13 protein-coding genes and 3 tRNA genes are annotated in these 16808 nt (G+C 64.4%); 4 read left to right on the top strand and 12 right to left on the bottom strand.

Annotation, left to right across the window (positions count from 1 at the left end; genetic code table 11):
* Window positions 1-181 precede the first annotated feature (181 nt).
* The 4 genes from LG367_RS05155 to LG367_RS05140 all read left to right on the top strand — a co-directional run bounded on the left by LG367_RS05155 (window position 182) and on the right by LG367_RS05140 (window position 5960).
* A complete protein-coding gene (locus LG367_RS05155; RefSeq protein WP_226468163.1) occupies window positions 182-1468 on the top strand; it encodes an HlyD family secretion protein in 1287 nt (428 codons plus the stop codon).
* The gene (locus tag LG367_RS05150; protein ID WP_226468162.1) at window positions 1455-3587 is read left to right on the top strand and encodes a peptidase domain-containing ABC transporter; all 2133 of its coding nucleotides are present in this window, start codon (window positions 1455-1457) and stop codon (window positions 3585-3587) included. Before LG367_RS05155 ends, LG367_RS05150 begins: the two co-directional genes overlap by 14 nt.
* Before the next feature lie 85 nt (window positions 3588-3672).
* Window positions 3673-3981: a hypothetical protein gene (locus tag LG367_RS05145; protein ID WP_226468161.1), complete on the top strand. Its 309-nt coding sequence runs from the start codon at window positions 3673-3675 to the stop codon at window positions 3979-3981.
* 212 nt (window positions 3982-4193) lie between these two features.
* Window positions 4194-5960: a cholesterol oxidase substrate-binding domain-containing protein gene (locus LG367_RS05140; RefSeq protein WP_226468160.1), complete on the top strand. Its 1767-nt coding sequence runs from the start codon at window positions 4194-4196 to the stop codon at window positions 5958-5960.
* A gap of 95 nt (window positions 5961-6055) precedes the next feature.
* Here the strand turns inward: LG367_RS05140 and LG367_RS05135 are convergent.
* The 12 genes from LG367_RS05135 to LG367_RS05080 all read right to left on the bottom strand — a co-directional run bounded on the left by LG367_RS05135 (window position 6056) and on the right by LG367_RS05080 (window position 16808).
* Window positions 6056-6142: transfer RNA gene (locus LG367_RS05135), tRNA-Leu, on the bottom strand.
* Between the two features lie 132 nt (window positions 6143-6274).
* Window positions 6275-7117 (bottom strand): N-acyl homoserine lactonase family protein, encoded by an 843-nt coding sequence (locus tag LG367_RS05130; RefSeq protein WP_226468159.1) that lies wholly within the window; start codon window positions 7115-7117, stop codon window positions 6275-6277.
* Window positions 7118-7372: 255 nt separating this feature from the next.
* Window positions 7373-7446: transfer RNA gene (locus LG367_RS05125), tRNA-Cys, on the bottom strand.
* A 129-nt stretch (window positions 7447-7575) separates the two neighbouring features.
* Window positions 7576-7651 (bottom strand) — tRNA-Gly (locus LG367_RS05120).
* Window positions 7642-8292, bottom strand: a complete 651-nt coding sequence (pgsA, locus tag LG367_RS05115; protein WP_226468158.1) for a CDP-diacylglycerol--glycerol-3-phosphate 3-phosphatidyltransferase — start codon at window positions 8290-8292, stop codon at window positions 7642-7644. The genes LG367_RS05120 and pgsA overlap by 10 nt, the downstream gene beginning before the upstream one ends.
* 251 nt (window positions 8293-8543) lie before the next feature.
* A complete protein-coding gene (gene uvrC, locus LG367_RS05110) occupies window positions 8544-10403 on the bottom strand; it encodes an excinuclease ABC subunit UvrC (RefSeq protein ID WP_226468157.1) in 1860 nt (619 codons plus the stop codon).
* Window positions 10400-11830, bottom strand: coding sequence for a redoxin domain-containing protein (locus LG367_RS05105; protein WP_226468156.1), 1431 nt, complete (start codon window positions 11828-11830; stop codon window positions 10400-10402). Before LG367_RS05105 ends, uvrC begins: the two co-directional genes overlap by 4 nt.
* A gap of 33 nt (window positions 11831-11863) precedes the next feature.
* On the bottom strand, window positions 11864-12349 hold the full coding sequence (locus tag LG367_RS05100; RefSeq protein ID WP_226468611.1) for a low molecular weight protein-tyrosine-phosphatase: 486 nt from the start codon (window positions 12347-12349) through the stop codon (window positions 11864-11866).
* A 17-nt stretch (window positions 12350-12366) separates the two neighbouring features.
* Window positions 12367-13140, bottom strand: coding sequence for a 3-deoxy-manno-octulosonate cytidylyltransferase (gene kdsB / locus LG367_RS05095; protein WP_226468155.1), 774 nt, complete (start codon window positions 13138-13140; stop codon window positions 12367-12369).
* 463 nt (window positions 13141-13603) lie between these two features.
* A complete protein-coding gene (gene lpxK, locus LG367_RS05090; protein ID WP_226468154.1) occupies window positions 13604-14602 on the bottom strand; it encodes a tetraacyldisaccharide 4'-kinase in 999 nt (332 codons plus the stop codon).
* Entirely contained in the window at window positions 14599-16362 is a 1764-nt protein-coding gene (gene msbA / locus LG367_RS05085; RefSeq protein WP_226468153.1) for a lipid A export permease/ATP-binding protein MsbA, read from the bottom strand. The genes lpxK and msbA overlap by 4 nt, the downstream gene beginning before the upstream one ends.
* A complete protein-coding gene (locus LG367_RS05080; protein WP_226468152.1) occupies window positions 16359-16808 on the bottom strand; it encodes an ExbD/TolR family protein in 450 nt (149 codons plus the stop codon). Before LG367_RS05080 ends, msbA begins: the two co-directional genes overlap by 4 nt.

Below are 16808 nucleotides of genomic sequence, written 5' to 3'. Positions count from 1 at the left end.
GCCGCCCCGCAAGGGCGGCGGATTTCTTTGGGTGAAGAAAATGTGATGAAAAGTCCATCACAACTGCTACACGAGTCTCACTTTTAAATGGGTTTGTCCCTCCATCCGGGGGTGTATTGGCCCGTTCTGCCAAGTCGATGGGATTTCGACCGTCAGAACGTCATAGAGAAGAGACAGGGGAATGGCTGCAAAGGACTTCTTTCGCCCGGAAGCGATCGCTGCGCAGCAGCGCCGGTGGCTGGGTGAAATCCATATCGCGCAATCCCTGTCCCTGTGGACTTACGCCGGCATCGCCAGCGCGGCCGCCCTTTGCCTGATCCTTTTCTTGAGCTTCGGCCACTACACCCGGCGCGAACGCGTCACCGGGCAACTCGTCCCCACCACCGGCCTGATCAACATCACCGCCACCGAAAGCGGACGGATCACCCGCGTTCTCGTGCGCGAGGGACAGCAGATCCGGAAAGGCGACCCGCTGCTGGAAATCTCCGGAGAAATCGACAGCGAGGCGTTCGGCGGCACGCTGGCCAGGGTGAACGCACAACTGGAATCGCAGCGTCAGCGCTTGAAGGACGATCTGTCGATCCAACAGCGATCGCAGGTGCAGCAACGGGATTCCCTCCAAGACAAGCGTCGCCTCCTGCAAGCGCAATTGCAGGAAATCGAAGGTCAACTGGCGATCCAGCAACGCCAGGTCGACAGCGCCAGGGATTTGTTGAAACGGATCGCGCCGCTGCGCAAGGAAGGCTACGTCTCCGCCTTCCAGATCCAGCAGCAGGAGTCGACGATGCTCGCCGCGCAGACCCAATACAAGGCGATGAGCGGTCAGCGGCTTGAATTGCATCAACAGCTGGCCTCGGTCGATCAGCAACTGTCGCAATTACCGCTGGATGCCTCGATCCAGCGCCACGAAACGGAACGCAAGCTGTCCGATGCCGACAGCTCGCTCGCGCAGAACGAAGTCCAGCGCGCGCTGCTGTTGCGCGCGCCGCAGGACGGTGTCGTTTCCGCGCTGTTACCAAAACCGGGCCAGTCGCTCAGCACCGGCCAGCCGGTGCTGTCGATCCTGCCGCGAGGCGCACGGCTCGAAGCACAACTGCTCGTCCCCAGCCGCGCGGCGGGCTTCATCGAAGCCGGCGATCGCGTGGTGCTGCGCTATCAGGCCTATCCCTACCAGAAGTTCGGCCAGCAATACGGCCGCGTCACCGCGATTTCGCGCAATGCGCTGGCGCCGGCCGAGGTCACGGCGCTGACGGGACAACAGGTTTCGGAGCCGCGCTATCGCATCGATGTGGCGTTGGAGAAGCAGCAGATCCGTGTGTACGGCAAGTCCGAATCATTGCGTGCCGGCATGACGCTGGACGCCGACATCCTGCTGGAACGCCGACGTCTGATGGAGTGGTTGTTCGAACCGCTCTACGGCCTGAGCAATCAATACGCCGCACGCGAGACGGACAATGGCGGACGGTAGCCCGCGCCAGTCCGACGGCTCTCCGAACACGGCGGTACGTCCGCTGCAGTTCGGCTGGGGCCGTCATCTGCCGATGATCCTGCAGACCGAGGCCACCGAGTGCGCGCTGGCCTGTCTGACGATGATCGCCAGCTACCACGGTCACGACGTCGATCTCGCCGGACTGCGCCGCCGCTTCCCCACGTCGCTGAAGGGAAGCAATCTCGCGCAGCTGATGTCGATGGCATCCGCACTGCACATGAGCGGCCGCCCGCTCAGGCTGGACATGGACGAGCTGTCCAAGCTCAACACGCCCTGCGTGCTGCACTGGGAGCTCAATCACTTCGTCGTGCTGAAGAAAGTCGACAAGCGCGGCATCGTCATTCACGATCCCGCGCGCGGCGAGCGCCGGCTCACTTTCGCCGAAGCCTCCGCCGCTTTCACCGGCATCGCGTTGGAACTGCTGCCCGCGGCCGGCTTCGAACCCGTGCAGCAGCGCCTGTCCGTTTCACTCAGGCAGCTCACCGGCACGATGCATGGCGTCGTGCCTTTTCTGGTGCAGATCGCGCTGCTGGCGCTGGCGCTCGAAGCCTTTGCCCTGACCAGTCCATTCTTCATGCAATGGATCATGGATCAGGTGCTGCCATCAGCCGATCGCGATCTGCTCACCCTGCTCTGCCTGGGATTCCTCACCATCCTGGCCTTGCAGATCGCCGTCGGTGCCGCCCGCTCCTGGGCCGTCACGGTACTGGGCATGAAGCTCGGCGTTCAGTGGGTCGGCAATGTCGTCGGCCACATGTTGCGCCTGCCGCTGGACTGGTTCGAGAAGCGGCATGTCGGTGATGTCGTCTCGCGACTCGGCTCGATCCAGGCCATCCAGCGCACGCTCACCACGCAGTTCATCGGCGCGCTTCTCGACGGATTGATGTCGGTGATCACCTTGATCGTGCTGCTCGCCTACAGCCCCTCGCTCACCGCGATCGTGGTCGGGCTGTTCATCACCTACGCGTTGATCCGATGGGCCATCTTCGGCCGCCTGCGGCGCTTGAACGAAGACCAGATCATCTACGCGGCACGCCAGCAGAGCGAGTTGCTGGAATCGATCCGCGGCGTCCTGCCCATCAAGCTCTACAACCAGGAAGAAGAACGGCGCGCGCGCTACATGAACGCGGTGGTCGACACCACCAACCGCGACATCCGCATCCAGCGCTTCTCGCTCGCCTTCGGCGCGCTCAACCAGATCCTGTTCGGTGTCGGTCGCGTCGCCCTGATCTGGATCGGCGCCTTGCGTGCGCTCGACGGCAGCTTCTCCGCGGGCATGCTCGTGGCCTTCATCGCCTACGCCGATCAGTTCACCAGTCGCGCCGGCAGTCTTGTCGACAAGTGGATCGACTTCCGCATGCTCAAGCTGCATACCGAGCGTCTGGCCGACATCGCGCTGAGCGCACCCGAACCGCAAGAAGACATCGGCTGGGATGGCGAACTGGACGATGCCGGCATCGAACTGCGCAATGTGTCCTTCCGCTATGCCGACGACGAACCCTGGGTGATCCGGCATTGCAATTTGCGCATCGGCAGTGGCGAGTCCGTGGCGATCATCGGCCCATCCGGCTGCGGCAAGACCACGCTGGCAAAGCTGATGCTCGGCCTGCTGGAGCCGCAGGAGGGCGAAATCCTGTTCGGCGGTGTTCCCATCCGCAAGCTGGGCCTGTCGCGCTATCGCGCGCAGATCGGCGCGGTCATGCAGGAAGACCAACTGTTCGCCGGCTCCATCGCCGACAACATCGCCTTCTTCGATCACGGCATCGACCAGGAACGCGTCCAGCTGTCCGCACGCTGGGCGGCAATCGCTTCCGACATCGCAGCCATGCCGATGGGCTACCAGACCCTGGTCGGCGACATGGGCTCTTCGCTTTCCGGCGGACAGCGGCAGCGCGTGCTGCTTGCGCGCGCGCTGTATCGGCGCCCTCGCCTGCTCCTGCTCGACGAGGCCACCAGCCACCTCGACATCAATCGCGAAAAGCAGGTCAACGAAGCCATCAAGCATTTGCGCACCACGCGCATCGTCATCGCGCACCGGCCCGAGACGATCGCCAGCGCCGACCGGGTCATCGATCTATGGCCCAAGCCCCAAAACTGATCGTCCAGCGCGCGATGGGCGGTCGTGACCCGTGCCAGACGGGGTATCTGGCAAGCAATTCATCCCTCACAACAGGAGTACATCCATGCAAGAACTCAGTCTCCAGGAAGCCACCCAGGTGTCCGGCGCGGGCACCCTGATCGGCGATGCCATCATCGGCCTCGACAATCTGGCCAACGAATTCCTCAACACGCCGCTCGTTTCGTCGGTCGGTGGGGTGTTGTTCGATGGCCTCAGCCCGTACACCTTCGGCATCACCGGTGCCATCCACCAGGCCGCTGATCTGGCCGGTTACACCGTGTTTCGCACAGTGGAAGTGATCGGAAACCTGCTCGGTGGCGAAGGCACGATCAACTATCACTACCCGACCGAGCACGGCCCGGCTCCGTTCTGAGCCTGACGCGTTCGTCATTGCATGCCCGGGGTCGACACCGGGCATGCATCGGCGACGCCGTTGACACCTGGCGCTAGGCAAGCGGCATTTCCGCGCCAGTCCAGGTCGCTTTCAGATTCCTCTCTCCGTCTCGAGAAATCGGGATTCGGGCGCGTTTGCGCTCAAGAACACCATTTCAATTCCCAAAGATTTCCATTCCCAGAGCCTTCCCCATGTCGAACTCCGATAGCAAATACGATCCGAACAACGGATCCGCTCCCCAAGACACTTCCAGACGGCGCTTCGTGGGCAAGGCGCTTTCCGCGGGCGCGGCGGCAGCCACGGTCGCGTGGATGCCCGCATTCCAGGTCAACGCCAGCGAACTCGGCGACGCCCCCACCAGCTTCCCCTCGCAGGTTCGCCTGTACAGGCAGGCCTTCCAGAACTGGGCCGGCGACATCAAGGTCGACGATGCCTGGACCACTTCGCCCCGCAACGAAGACGAAGTGCTGCAGATCGTCAACTGGGCGTTCGAGAACGGCTTCAAGGTGCGCCCGCGCGGCGCGATGCACAACTGGTCGCCATTGACCTTCCAGCCGGGGCAGAACGCGTCCGGCGTGCTGCTGATCGACACCACCACGTCCCTCAACAAGGTCCAGATCGACGCCAGCACGCAACCCGCGCGAGTGACGGCACAAACCGGCGTGCTGATGCAGGATCTCATGGCCAAACTGGAAACCGCCGGCCTCGGATTCATCTCCACTCCAGCCCCCGGCGACATCACGCTGGGCGGCGCCCTGGCCATCAACGGACACGGCACGGCCGTTCCGGCACCAGGCGAGAAGGCGCGGCCCGGACACAGCTTCGGCTCGGTGAGCAACAGCGTTCTTTCACTCACGGCCGTGGTCTGGGAGCACACTTCCGGCCGCTACGTGCTGAAAACCTTTCGTCGCGACGAATTCGAATCCGCGGCCTTCCTCACGCATCTCGGACGCGCGTTCATCACCAGCGCCACGCTGCAGGCCGGCCCGAACCAATACTTGCGCTGCCAAAGCTTCACCGACATCACCACCGACGAGTTGTTCGCGCCGCCCGGTTCCGGTGGCCGCACCTTCGCCAGCTTCCTCGACAGCGCCGGCCGCATCGAAACGATCACCTTCCCGTTCACCCGCACGCCGTGGACCAAGGTCTGGACGGTTTCGCCGAAACGTCCGCTGTTCTCGCGTCCGGTCTTCGCGCCGTTCAACTACATCTTCGCCGAGAACCTGCCGAAGCTGGTCACCGACCTGATCGGCGACATCAACCGAGGCATCTCCGCGATCACGCCATTGTTCGGCGCAGCCCAGCTCGCCGCCGTGCAAGCGGGCCTCGTCGCGACATTGAATCTCGACATCTGGGGCGCGTCGAAGAACACGCTCCTATACGTCAAACCCAGCACCTTGCGCGTCACCGCGAATGGCTACGCGATCCTCACCCGACGCTCCGACGTGCAGCGCGTCGTGCATGAATTCGTCAAGCGCTACGACGAGATGATCGCCGACTACCAAAGCCGCAATCAGTACCCGATGAATGGACCGGTCGAGATTCGCGTCACCGGCCTGGACACGCCGTCGGAAGCCGCCGTCGAAGGCGCGGTCGCGCCTTTGCTGTCGGCGCTCAGACCACGCCTCGACAAACCGGAATGGGATGTCGCGGTATGGCTCGACATCCTCACCCTGCCGGGCACGGCGCATGCCAACGAGTTCTACCGTGAGATGGAGGAATGGGTGCTCTCCAACTACACCGGAGACTACGCGCAGGCTCGCGTCGAATGGAGCAAGGGCTGGGGCTATACCGATGCCCAGGCCTGGGACAACCCGTATGTGTTGTCTTCCGTCGTTCCCGAGTCGATCAGCATCGGGCAACCGGCGAACGCGCAATGGGAGACGGCGCGCAAGATTCTGGACAAGTACGATCCCGCCCGAGTGTTTACCTCGCCACTGCTGGACAAGCTGTTGTAACCAGCACTTCAGGCGTCCAGGCAGTTTCGAGATCGAAAGCCCTTGCCCATCCGGCAAAAAAGGCCATCTTCGGATGGCCTTTTTCATTCATCACCTGGTGCCCGGAGTCGGAATCGAACCGACATGACCTTGCGGTCGAGGGATTTTAAGTCCCTTGCGTCTACCAGTTTCGCCATCCGGGCATGCCGTTTAGTTTGCCTGAACCCGCGACGCCAGATCAAAGACTCAAGCCGTCAGGATTCAACACGACCCAAATGGTACTTCACGCTGTGCGCGGGGCCTGTTTTAGATGCCGTTCCGTTGCCGAGGCGCACTTACTCGGCTGCTTCCGGGAATACCGGCAGCTTCGATACATCCTCTTCCTCGTGCTGGATGATCAAGGTCGCGTGCAGATTCCGCGCGAGCTTGCCAAAGCGATCCATCGAGGCGAGCGATTGCGCGCGATCGGTGTTGAACGAGGGCACGCCCATCGACTCCATGTTCTCGCGGAAATGCACCACGTCGCCCGACAGCAGCACGGCGCCGCGCTTGGGCAACTGCACCAGCAACCCGTGATGGCCCGGCGTGTGTCCCGGGAGATCGAGCATCACGACGCTGCCGTCTCCGAAGACATCGGAGTCGCCGTTGATTTTTTCGATCTTGGCATCCTTGCGCAGCCAAGGGGCAAGCAGCTTCGCGCGCCATTCCTGGCCCGGTTGGCCCAGGACCTCGAAATCCTTCTGGCCGATCAGCAGCTTCGCCTGCGGGAAATCGGCCGCCTGGCCGATATGGTCGAAGTGATAGTGGCTGATGCCGATCATAGCGATCTGCGATGGCTCGACTCCGATCTTGGCCAACTGATCGACCAGAGTGATGGCCAACGAATTGGAATCCGCATCACCTCGGGCGAAAGGCTTGTGCAGATACTCCCGCGACAGGCCCGCATCCCAGAGCAGATAGGTCTCACCATGCCGGATGAGGTAGCAGCTTCCTACGAAGTACTTGCTCCGGCCGACATAGGCGCGCGTATCGGACATTTCATCCAGGTTGTAGGTCCACAACTCACCGCAATCCAGACGCCACAGGCGCAGATCGGGTTTCGTGGCCGGCGCGGCTGCGATCAGAGATATAGGAAAAGCAAGGAGTGCAACAGCTAGTAGGCGTAGACAGGCATTCATTGTCTAGTTCGCGGGGTTGGATGATGTCGGGTTGACGGCTCGCATGATCTCACTCATTGCCAGCACGCAATCAGGATCTTCAACGACTTCCGCCATGCATTTCAGGCAATCCCCGCCGCAGTCCAGGGTTTCGGGTCTGTCAGGCTGATATGCGGACGTCGCGCAAAATCGATCGTAAGTAAGTTAGCGGGCTGATTCCGCTCGATCGCTCGCACCACGGCGAAGTACCCGTTCTCACGGGAGTCTCCGACGCGATGGAGGCCTGGGTCGGAATCGAACCGGCGTACGCGGATTTGCAGTCCGCTGCATGACCACTCTGCCACCAGGCCGGTGACGATGCGCCGAGGCTGGCGCATCCGGGCGGCGTTTTCAAGCGCCCGATAAAGCAAAACCCCGGATGCCGGGGTTTCCTCTCGAAGTCCGTCACCTGATGGGGACGTCCTCGTATTTCTTGAAACTGGAGCGGGAAACGAGACTCGAACTCGCGACCCCGACCTTGGCAAGGTCGTGCTCTACCAACTGAGCTATTCCCGCGGAGGAGGCGAAATTTTACCGTCAGATGTCGGCGTGTCAACTGTTGCGCGCTCTCCCGCGCGCAAAACCGGCCACGCGGCGCGCAAATAGGCATATCCGGAGACGAGCGTGAGGATCGCGGCGATCGCCAACAGCCAGTCGCCGATGTGGAAAACGACCTCGCCCAGGAACAGTTCAGGTCGCGGCTGCTTGCCCGGCGCGGGCGAAACCGCATACAGCAGGCACAACAGGGCGAGCATCTGCGCCACGGTCTTGATCTTGCCGATGAACGCCACCTGCACCCGCGCGCGCTGGCCGAGTTCGGCCATCCACTCGCGCAGCGCCGATACCGCGATCTCGCGACCGACGATCACCGCCGCCCACAGCGCCATCCATGCGGTCGGATGACCCTGCACGATCAGGAACAAGGCGGTAGCGACCATCAGCTTGTCGGCGACGGGGTCCAGAAACGCACCGAACGCCGAGTACAAGTGGTAGCGGCGCGCGATCCAGCCGTCGAGCCAATCGGTGATCGCGGCCAGCGCGAAGATCGCGGCCGCGGCGAAATTGGTCCACTTGTACGGCAGATAGAACACCAGCATCAGCACCGGGATCATCATGATGCGAAGCAGCGTCAGCCAGGTAGGGAGAGTCAGCTTCATCCGGTGATCTATCGGGTGCGGTGCGGGGACATCTTAGTGCAGTGATGGGGGCGGAAAGTGAGGAATCGAGGGGTTTCGTTTTGATGCTCCTGCACAAAATCCGCGCATGTGCCCATGCGTGACCACTGACTTGTCGAAAATCGGCAGCCTTTCACCATAAGAGGAAGGTGCGATCCACCGGGATCGTGGTGGCGCCATGGCCGCGGATCATTCACCACGCGGCATGGCCCGGAGTTCATGCCCGGGGCGGCTCACGCATGCAATGTCGCGTAGATGCGCTCGGCCAGGGCCGCATTGATGCCTTCGACCTGGGCGATCTCGTCCACCCCCGCCTTCTTCAGGCCGCCGAGGCCGCCGAAATGCTTGAGCAGGCTGGCGCGCCGGCGCGGGCCGATCCCGGGGATGTCCTCCAGCCGGCTGACGTTGCGCGCCTTCTGCCGGCGCCCACGATGTCCGGTGATGGCGAAGCGGTGGGCCTCGTCGCGCACCTGCTGGATCAGCTGCAGGCCCAAGGACGCCGCGCCCGGGCGCAGCTCACGGCCGTCCGGCAGCAGCAGGGTCTCGTGGCCGGGCTTGCGCGCCTCGCCCTTGGCCACACCGACCAGCATGACGCCGGTGATGCCGAAATCGGTGAGGACTTCCCTCGCCTGGGCCACCTGGCCGGCGCCGCCGTCGATCAGAAGCACGTCGGGGAGAATGCCGAGGCCTTCGCGGGCGCCGTCCGCCTCCCCGCCTTCGGCTTCCAGCTGCTCGACGGCGCGGCGGAAGCGCCGCTCCAGGGCCTGCTTCATCGCCGCGTAGTCGTCACCGGGCTCGATGCCGGTGATGTTGTAGCGCCGGTACTGGCTGCGAACGGGGCCTGCAGCATCGAACACCACGCACGAGGCCACCGTCGCCTCGCCCATGGTGTGGCTGATGTCGAAGCATTCGATCCGCTGCGGCAGATCCTCCAGGCCGAGCAGATCGCGCAGGGATTCGGCGCGGGCATGCTGGGCGGCCTGGCTGCCGAGTTCGGTGGCGAGCGTCACCTCGGCATTGCGCCGCGCCAGGTCGAGGTAGCCCGCCCGCTCGCCGCGCACGCTGGTCTTGATCGCGATGCGGCGGCCGGCGACGGTGCTGAACACGTTCTCCAGCAGTTCGGCATCCTCGATGTCGCGGTCGAGCACGATCTCGCGCGGCGGCGTCTGCTCGGCGTAGTACTGGGAGACGAATGCCGACAGCACTTCCGCGGGATTGTCGCTGCCGTTGGTCTTCGGGAAGAACGAGCGCGTGCCGAGGTTGCGGCCGTCGCGGAAGGCCAACAGCAACACGCAGGCATGCGTGCCCTGCATGGCGCAGGCCAGCACATCGAGATCGGCGGCGTTGCCGTCGACGTATTGGCGCGCCTGCAGGCGGCGGATTCCCGTGATCAGGTCGCGCAGGCGGCCGGCTTCCTCGAAATCCAGGCGCTCGCTGGCCGCTTCCATCGCCTTGAGCAGTTCCTCGCCGAGTTCGTCGCTGCGGCCGTCGAGGAATAACCCGACGCGACGCACTGCCTCGGCGTAATCGCGCGCCTGCACCAGGCCGACGCAGGGCGCGTTGCAACGGCCGATCTGGTACTGCAGGCACGGCCGCGAACGGTTGCGGAACACGCTGTCCTCGCAGCTGCGCAGCTTGAACAGCTTGTGCATCAGATTGAGCGTCTCGCGCACCGCGCCGACGCTGGGATACGGCCCGAAATAGCGCCCGGGAATCGCACGTGCGCCGCGATGCAGGGCCAATCGCGGCCAGGCTTCCTGGGTGAGCAGCACGTAGGGATAGCTCTTGTCGTCGCGCAGCATCACGTTGTAACGCGGCTTGAGCGACTTGATCAGCTGGTTTTCCAGCAGCAGCGCCTCGCCCTCGTTGCGCGTGACCGTGACGTCCATGCGCGCGACCTGCGCCAGCATCGCCATGGTGCGTGCATTCTTCGGCGCGGCGTTGAAATAGCTGGAGACGCGCTTGCGCAACTCGCGCGCCTTGCCCACGTACAGCACGCTGTCGTCGGCCGCGAACATGCGATACACGCCCGGCGCGGTGCTCAGGCCGCGCACGAATGCCTTGCCGTCGAATTCCTCGGATCCTGCCGTCATTCGCCGATCGGAACGTGTCGCAGAATGCCCTCTTGCACATCCAGCCGCAGCACGGCGTGGGCGTCGCTGTCGGCGATCCAGACCGCGCCGTTCGCCACCGTGAGACCGGCCGGCGCGTGCAGACGGTGCAGAAGGGAAATCGTGTTGACCTCGCCGCCTCCCAGGCGCAGGGTGCGCAGCGCGTCGTTGCCGCTGTCGGCGATCCAGAGCATCGGCGCGTTCGGATCGAGCGCGATCGCCTGCGGCTGCTGCAGACGCACCTCGCCGCGCGCGCCATCGACGTGGCCGTGTTCCCACACGCCCTGCCCCAACAATGTGGTGACCTGGCCGGTGCGGGTGTTGACGCTGCGGATCGCCGAACCGGCACCGTCGCAGACGTACAGCAGCTGCTGCACCGCCGCCAGCGCCACCGGTTCGGCGAACGCCGCCGCGGTGCCGACACCGTCGATCACGTCGAGGGCGCCCGATCCGGCGAGCAGACGAATCTCGCGGCGCCCGAGGTCAAGCGACCAGATCCGGTTGTCGCCCACGGTGGCGATGTGCATCGTGCCCGAGGCATCGATCGCGACCGCGCGCGGCTGATCCAGCGCCACCCGGCGCGGGTCGGTGAACACGCCCGGCTCCGGCTGGCCTGGCCGCCCGGCGCCGCAGACCGTATCGACCTCGCCGGTCCGCAGATCGACGCGCCGGATCGCATGATTGCCGCTGTCGGCGACGAACAGATTGTTGTGGTGGACGCACAGCGCGCGCGGCTGGTTGAACGCCGACAGCTCCATCGGCCCGTCGATGAACCCCGGCCCGCCGCTGCCGAATTGACGCAGCACGCGCCCGCCCGGATCGCAGGCCAGGATGCGGTGATGGCCGCTGTCGGCGACGTAGAGCGTGCCGGCATCCAGCGCCAGCCCGGCCGGAAAGTTCAGAGGCAGCAATGGCTCGCGCATCTGCCGCAATTCGATGGGATCGGCGTCATACGCAGGCATCACGACTTCGTCCTGCAGTTCCGACACCGCCGCATCCAGTTCGCGCACCTGGGTGTCACCGACCCAGCGCTTGCGCACCTTGCCCTCGCCGTCGATCAGGACGACGGTCGGCCAGGCCTCGATGCCGTACTGCTGCCACAAGGTCCAGTCGGGATCATGGGCGACGGGAAATTCGAAGCGCTGGCGCCGCAACAGCATCACCACCCGGCCGGGATCGCGCTCGTTCTCGAAGCGCGGCACGTGCACCGCCACCACGTTGATGCGATCGCCATGCCGCCGGCGCAGATTGGCCAGATCGCCCAGCCGCTGCTGGCACCAGGCCGACCCCGCATTGACGAAGGCGAGCGCGCACACCTTCCCGCGCAGCTGCGCCATGCGCAGCGGCTGGGTCAGGTTCAGCCATTCGAGATTGCCCGGGAACTCCGGCGCGACGGCAAGGGTGGTCATGTGCGGTCAGCTTCCCGCCTGCACGCGAAGGCGTCAACCAGTTCCCGAGGCCACCGACACATCCGGGGTCAGCAACCGCGCTACGATCACCCGCGCCCCTTCGTCCACCTGCTGCCAGACGCGTTCGAAATCGGCCTCGCCGCCCTCGTAGGGATCAGGGATGGCACCCTCCAGGCCGGCCCACTCCATGAATAGGGACAGCGCCGCGGGCGCGCCCGCCGGTGCCAGCGCCCGCACGTCGCGCAGATTGGCGTGGTCGGCGCAGAGCAGCGCATCGAACCGGTCGAAGTCCTGCGACTGCAGCTTGCGTGCCCGCAGGCCGGAAATGTCGACGCCATGCCGCCGCGCCGTGGCGATCGCACGCGGATCGGGCGGATCGCCGGCATGCCAGCCGCCCGTGCCGGCCGAGTCGATCCGCACCACGTCCGACAGTCCCGCCTCGACCACGCGCGCACGCAACGCCCCTTCCGCCATCGGCGAACGGCAGATGTTGCCGAGACAGACGACCAGCAAGCGCAAGGGTTCAGTCATCGGGATTACTCATCCGAGCCGCTCAGCCTGCGTTCCGCGCGCGCGAGATCCTCGGGCGTATCGACCCCGCCCGGAAAAGGCTCCGGCGTTACCCCGACCGCGATGCGGAAACCGGCTTCTAGCACGCGCAATTGCTCCAGCGATTCCAACTGCTCGAGCCGCCCCGGCGGCAACTTGGTGAAATGCCGCAGGAACCCGGCGCGATAAGCATAGATGCCGATATGGCGCAGACATTCGCCAGGCACCAGCACACGACGATCCCGCGCGAATGCATCGCGATGCCACGGAATCGGCGCGCGACTGAAATACAGCGCAAGACCGGCATCGGTGCGCACCAGCTTCACCGCATTCGGATCGAACAACACATCCGGATCGAGAATCGCCTCTGCCAACGTCGCCATCTCGGCATCACCGGACGTCAACAGCGCCGCCACCGCACGAATCGCCGCCGCCGGCGCGAACGGTTCGTCCCCCTGCAGATTGACCACCGGCGTGTCATCACTCCATCCCGCGATGTCCGCGCACTCGGCGAGACGATCACTCCCCGAAACATGACTCCTGGCCGTCATCGCCACCCGCACCCCGCTCCCTTCCAGCGCCTGCGCGATGCGCTCGTCATCAGCCGCCACCCACACCTCCCGCGCGCCCGCCGCCAATGCCCGGCGCGCGACGTGCAGCACCAGGGGCTCGCCCGCCAGCAGGCGCAAGGGCTTGCCGGGCAATCGGGTGGCATCGAAGCGGGCTGGGATGGCAACGACGAAGCCGGAAGAGGACGACATGAGAATCGGATGCCACAAGAGATACGAAAGCGTAACCGCTTTTTGCTTCTAAAGATGCCAAACCACCATGACAACAGGAGACCCGGAGGGCGGCGCACAGGATGTGCGCCGTTTTTCGACCGAGCCATGGATGGCGAGTCGAAAAAATCCTGATAGCAATGAAACCCTGGGGCTGCTTCGTCGGGGAAAGCGTTTTTCTTTGGTTCGTTTCTTTTGGCGCTTACCAAAAGAAATGAACTCGGCCGCGTAGCGGACGAAACGCTTTCGCTCTTCACGACCAACGGCAAAGACCAAAAGCTAAGTCGCTGGATTCCCGCCTTCGCGGGAATGACGAGCAACATCAAAATGGATCCCAGCTTCCGCTGGGACGACGATCAAGCGAATATCTGAATGACCAGCCATCCAGCTGTTAAAAACCTTGCTTTCGCCGAAATGACGAGCAAAAGCAACCCTCTCGGAACGCTCAGCGCAACCGCCCCACCCGATCCAGCAACGCCACCCAAAACGCCTCCGACAACTCCCCCCGCACCGGCACGCTGAAATAGCGATCACTCGCCAACCCAGCACACTTCACCGCATCCTTCTCCGTCACCAGCACCGGCAAATCGCTGCCGAACTGCAAATCATCGGCCGAATACCGATGATGATCCGCAAACGCATGCGGCACCACCGCGATCCCGAACCCACGCAGCATCGCGAAGAACCGCTCCGGATCCCCGATCCCGGCCACCGCATGCACACGCTGACCGGCGAAACTGGTCAACGCACTCGGCCGCCCACCGAGCAACGGATAGGCCTGATCGGCGACCAGTCGCATCGGCCACTCGCCAAACCCCGCTTCCACACCATCGTCGCCACCAAGATTGAGAACGTGGAAATCGCAACTCCGCGCACGCTCCACCGGCTCACGCAACGGCCCGGCGGGCAGCAACTCGCCGTTGCCGTAGCGCCGCCGCCCATCGATCACCTCGATCTCGACATCCCGCTGCAACCGATAGTGCTGCAACCCGTCATCGCAAACCACGATGTCGCAACCGGCTGCAATCAAGGCGCGCGCAGCCGCCACACGATCGCGATCCGCTCGCACCTTCGCGTGTGTGCGCCGCGCGATCAGCACCGGCTCGTCGCCGCCAAGCGTCGGATCGGTATCGCGCTCGACCCAACGCGCGGTTCCGGCATCGGCGCGGCCATAGCCACGCGTGGCCACGCCGGGCTTCCATCCGGCGGCCCGCAAGCGTTCCACCACGGCGATCGTCAGTGGCGTCTTGCCGCTGCCGCCGGCGATGAGATTGCCGACCACCAGCACCGGCTTACCGACGCGCACGCGCCGCAACAATCCGATGCGGAACAAGCGCATCCGCAACGCGATCGCCGCGCCGTAAATCCGGGACAACATCCACGCATGCCACGGCACCGCACCACCGAACCAGTACGCCGGCGCCTTTCCCGCGCCTGTGCTCATGTCGCGTCTGGTTCGCGGAACTGCATGCGATGCAGATGCGAATACAGCCCGCCCTGCGCCAGCAGTTCGGTATGCGTGCCCCGCTCCACCAGCTTGCCGTGATCGAGCACCAGCACCTGATCGGCGTGCTCGATGGTCGACAATCGGTGCGCGATCACCAGCGTGGTGCGATCGGGCATCAGACGATTGAGCGCATCCTGCACCAGACGCTCGGACTCGGTGTCGAGCGCGGCGGTGGCTTCGTCGAGGATCAGGATCGGCGCGTCCTTCAGCATCGCGCGCGCGATCGCCACGCGTTGGCGCTGGCCACCGGACAGGCGCGAGCCGTTGCTGCCGATCGGCGTCTGCAGCCCTTCCGGCAGGCGCTCGATGAATTCCGCGGCATTGGCGCCGCGCACGGCGCTATCCAGCGCTTGCTGGCTCGCCGACGCCATCTCGCCGTAGGCGACGTTGGCGGCGACGGTATCGTCGAACAGCATGACCTGCTGTCCGACCAGTGCGATCTGCTTGCGCAAATCGACGAGCTTATATTCTTCCAGTCGAACGTCATCGAGCAGGATCTCGCCGGATTCCTGCTCGTAGAAACGCGGAATCAGCTTGATCAACGTCGATTTGCCGCTGCCGGAACGGCCGACGATCGCGGTGACGGTGCCGGGCTTGGCGACGAAACTCACACCCGACAGCGCCGGATGCGTCTGACCCGGATAGCGTGCGCTCACGTTGCGGAATTCGATCAGGCCTTGCGCGCGCGTGATCGCGCGCGTGCCCGAGTCGCGCTCGTTGTCGGCGTCCAGCACGCTGAACAAGCGCTCCGCCGAGGCGATGCCTCGCTGCAGCATATTCTGCACATTGGTGAGCTGCTTCAGCGATGGCAGGATCGCCACCATCGACGTCATCAGCGTGACGAAACCGCCGGCGGTGAGACGTCCGGCGAAAGCCTCGTGGCCCGCCACCACCAGCAACATCGCCAGCCCCACCGCGCCCATGAACTGTACCAGCGCCGACGACACGCCGCGCGTGGCCTCGACCTTCATCGCCAGCCGCATGTTCTTGTCGGCCAGCGCCGCGTAGCGGTTGTGCTCAACTTCCTGGGCACCGTAGATCTTCACTTCCTGATGGCCGTGCAGCGACTGGTCGGCCGACTGCATCAGCTGCGCACCGCTTTCCTGGATGCGGTAGCTCACGCGGCGATAGCGTTTGGAGACGCGGCTCATCACGAAGGACAACGGGGGCGCTAGCACCAGAATCGCGATCGTCACCTGCCAGCTCGTCAACAACATCACCGTCAGCGCGGCGACGATCTGGAAGCTCTGCTGCAGCATCACCTTGGCCGCGTCGATCGTGGCCTGTGCGACCTGATCGCTGTCCGAGCCCAGGCGCACCTGCATCGAGGACACCGATTCGCTGTCGAAACGCAGGCCCGGCATGCGCAGGTACTTGCCCAGCACCATCACGCGCAGATCGCGGGCGATGCCGCGGCCGGAACGCGCCATGTAGTAGTCGGCGGCGAAGCCGGCGATGCCGCGCACCATGAACAATCCGACGATCGCCAGCGGCAGCCACACACCGATGCGCTCGTTCTTGATCACGAAGGTCTGATCGACGACCGGCTTCATCAGATAAGTGAAGGCGCCGCCGGCCGTGGCTTCGATCAGCATGCCGACCAGCGCCAGCAACAACAGCCAGCGGTACTTGCCGGCGAAACCGCGCAACCGCTTGTAGATGGGCCAGGTGGCTGCGAGCTTGGAATCGCTACTCATCGCGCCTGTCCCGAACCGCCAGAACCACCACGCTGTTCCGGCGCGGTGGCATTGGCGATGCGGCGGAAACCCAGTTGTCCAAGTGCGTCGTAGGCGGTGATCACGGCCTGCCACGGCGTGCGCGCGTCGGCGCGGATCAGCACGGTGCGTTCGCGGTCGCTGCCCGCGACCTCGGCGATGGTGCGCTTGAGCGATTCCACATCGGTGCGCAACGCCTCGCGATCGTCGACGAAGTAACGGCCGTCGGCATTGATCAGCAGGTTGAGCGTCTTCGCCTGCGCGTCGCTGCGCTCGCCGTCGGCGCGCGGCAGTTCCAGCTTCAACACCGAGCGCATGTCGAAGGTGGTGGTGATCACGAAGAAGATGATCAGCACCAGGATCACATCGATCAACGGCACGAGGTTGATGTCGGGATTGTCCTCGGCGCGACGGTCGCGGATACGCAT

Origin of the sequence: Luteimonas panaciterrae, from assembly GCF_020511115.1 — a bacterium.
Taxonomy (GTDB): domain Bacteria; phylum Pseudomonadota; class Gammaproteobacteria; order Xanthomonadales; family Xanthomonadaceae; genus Luteimonas; species Luteimonas panaciterrae.
Note: the sequence above shows the minus strand (reverse complement) of the source record. Positions and strands in the feature narration are given on the sequence as shown.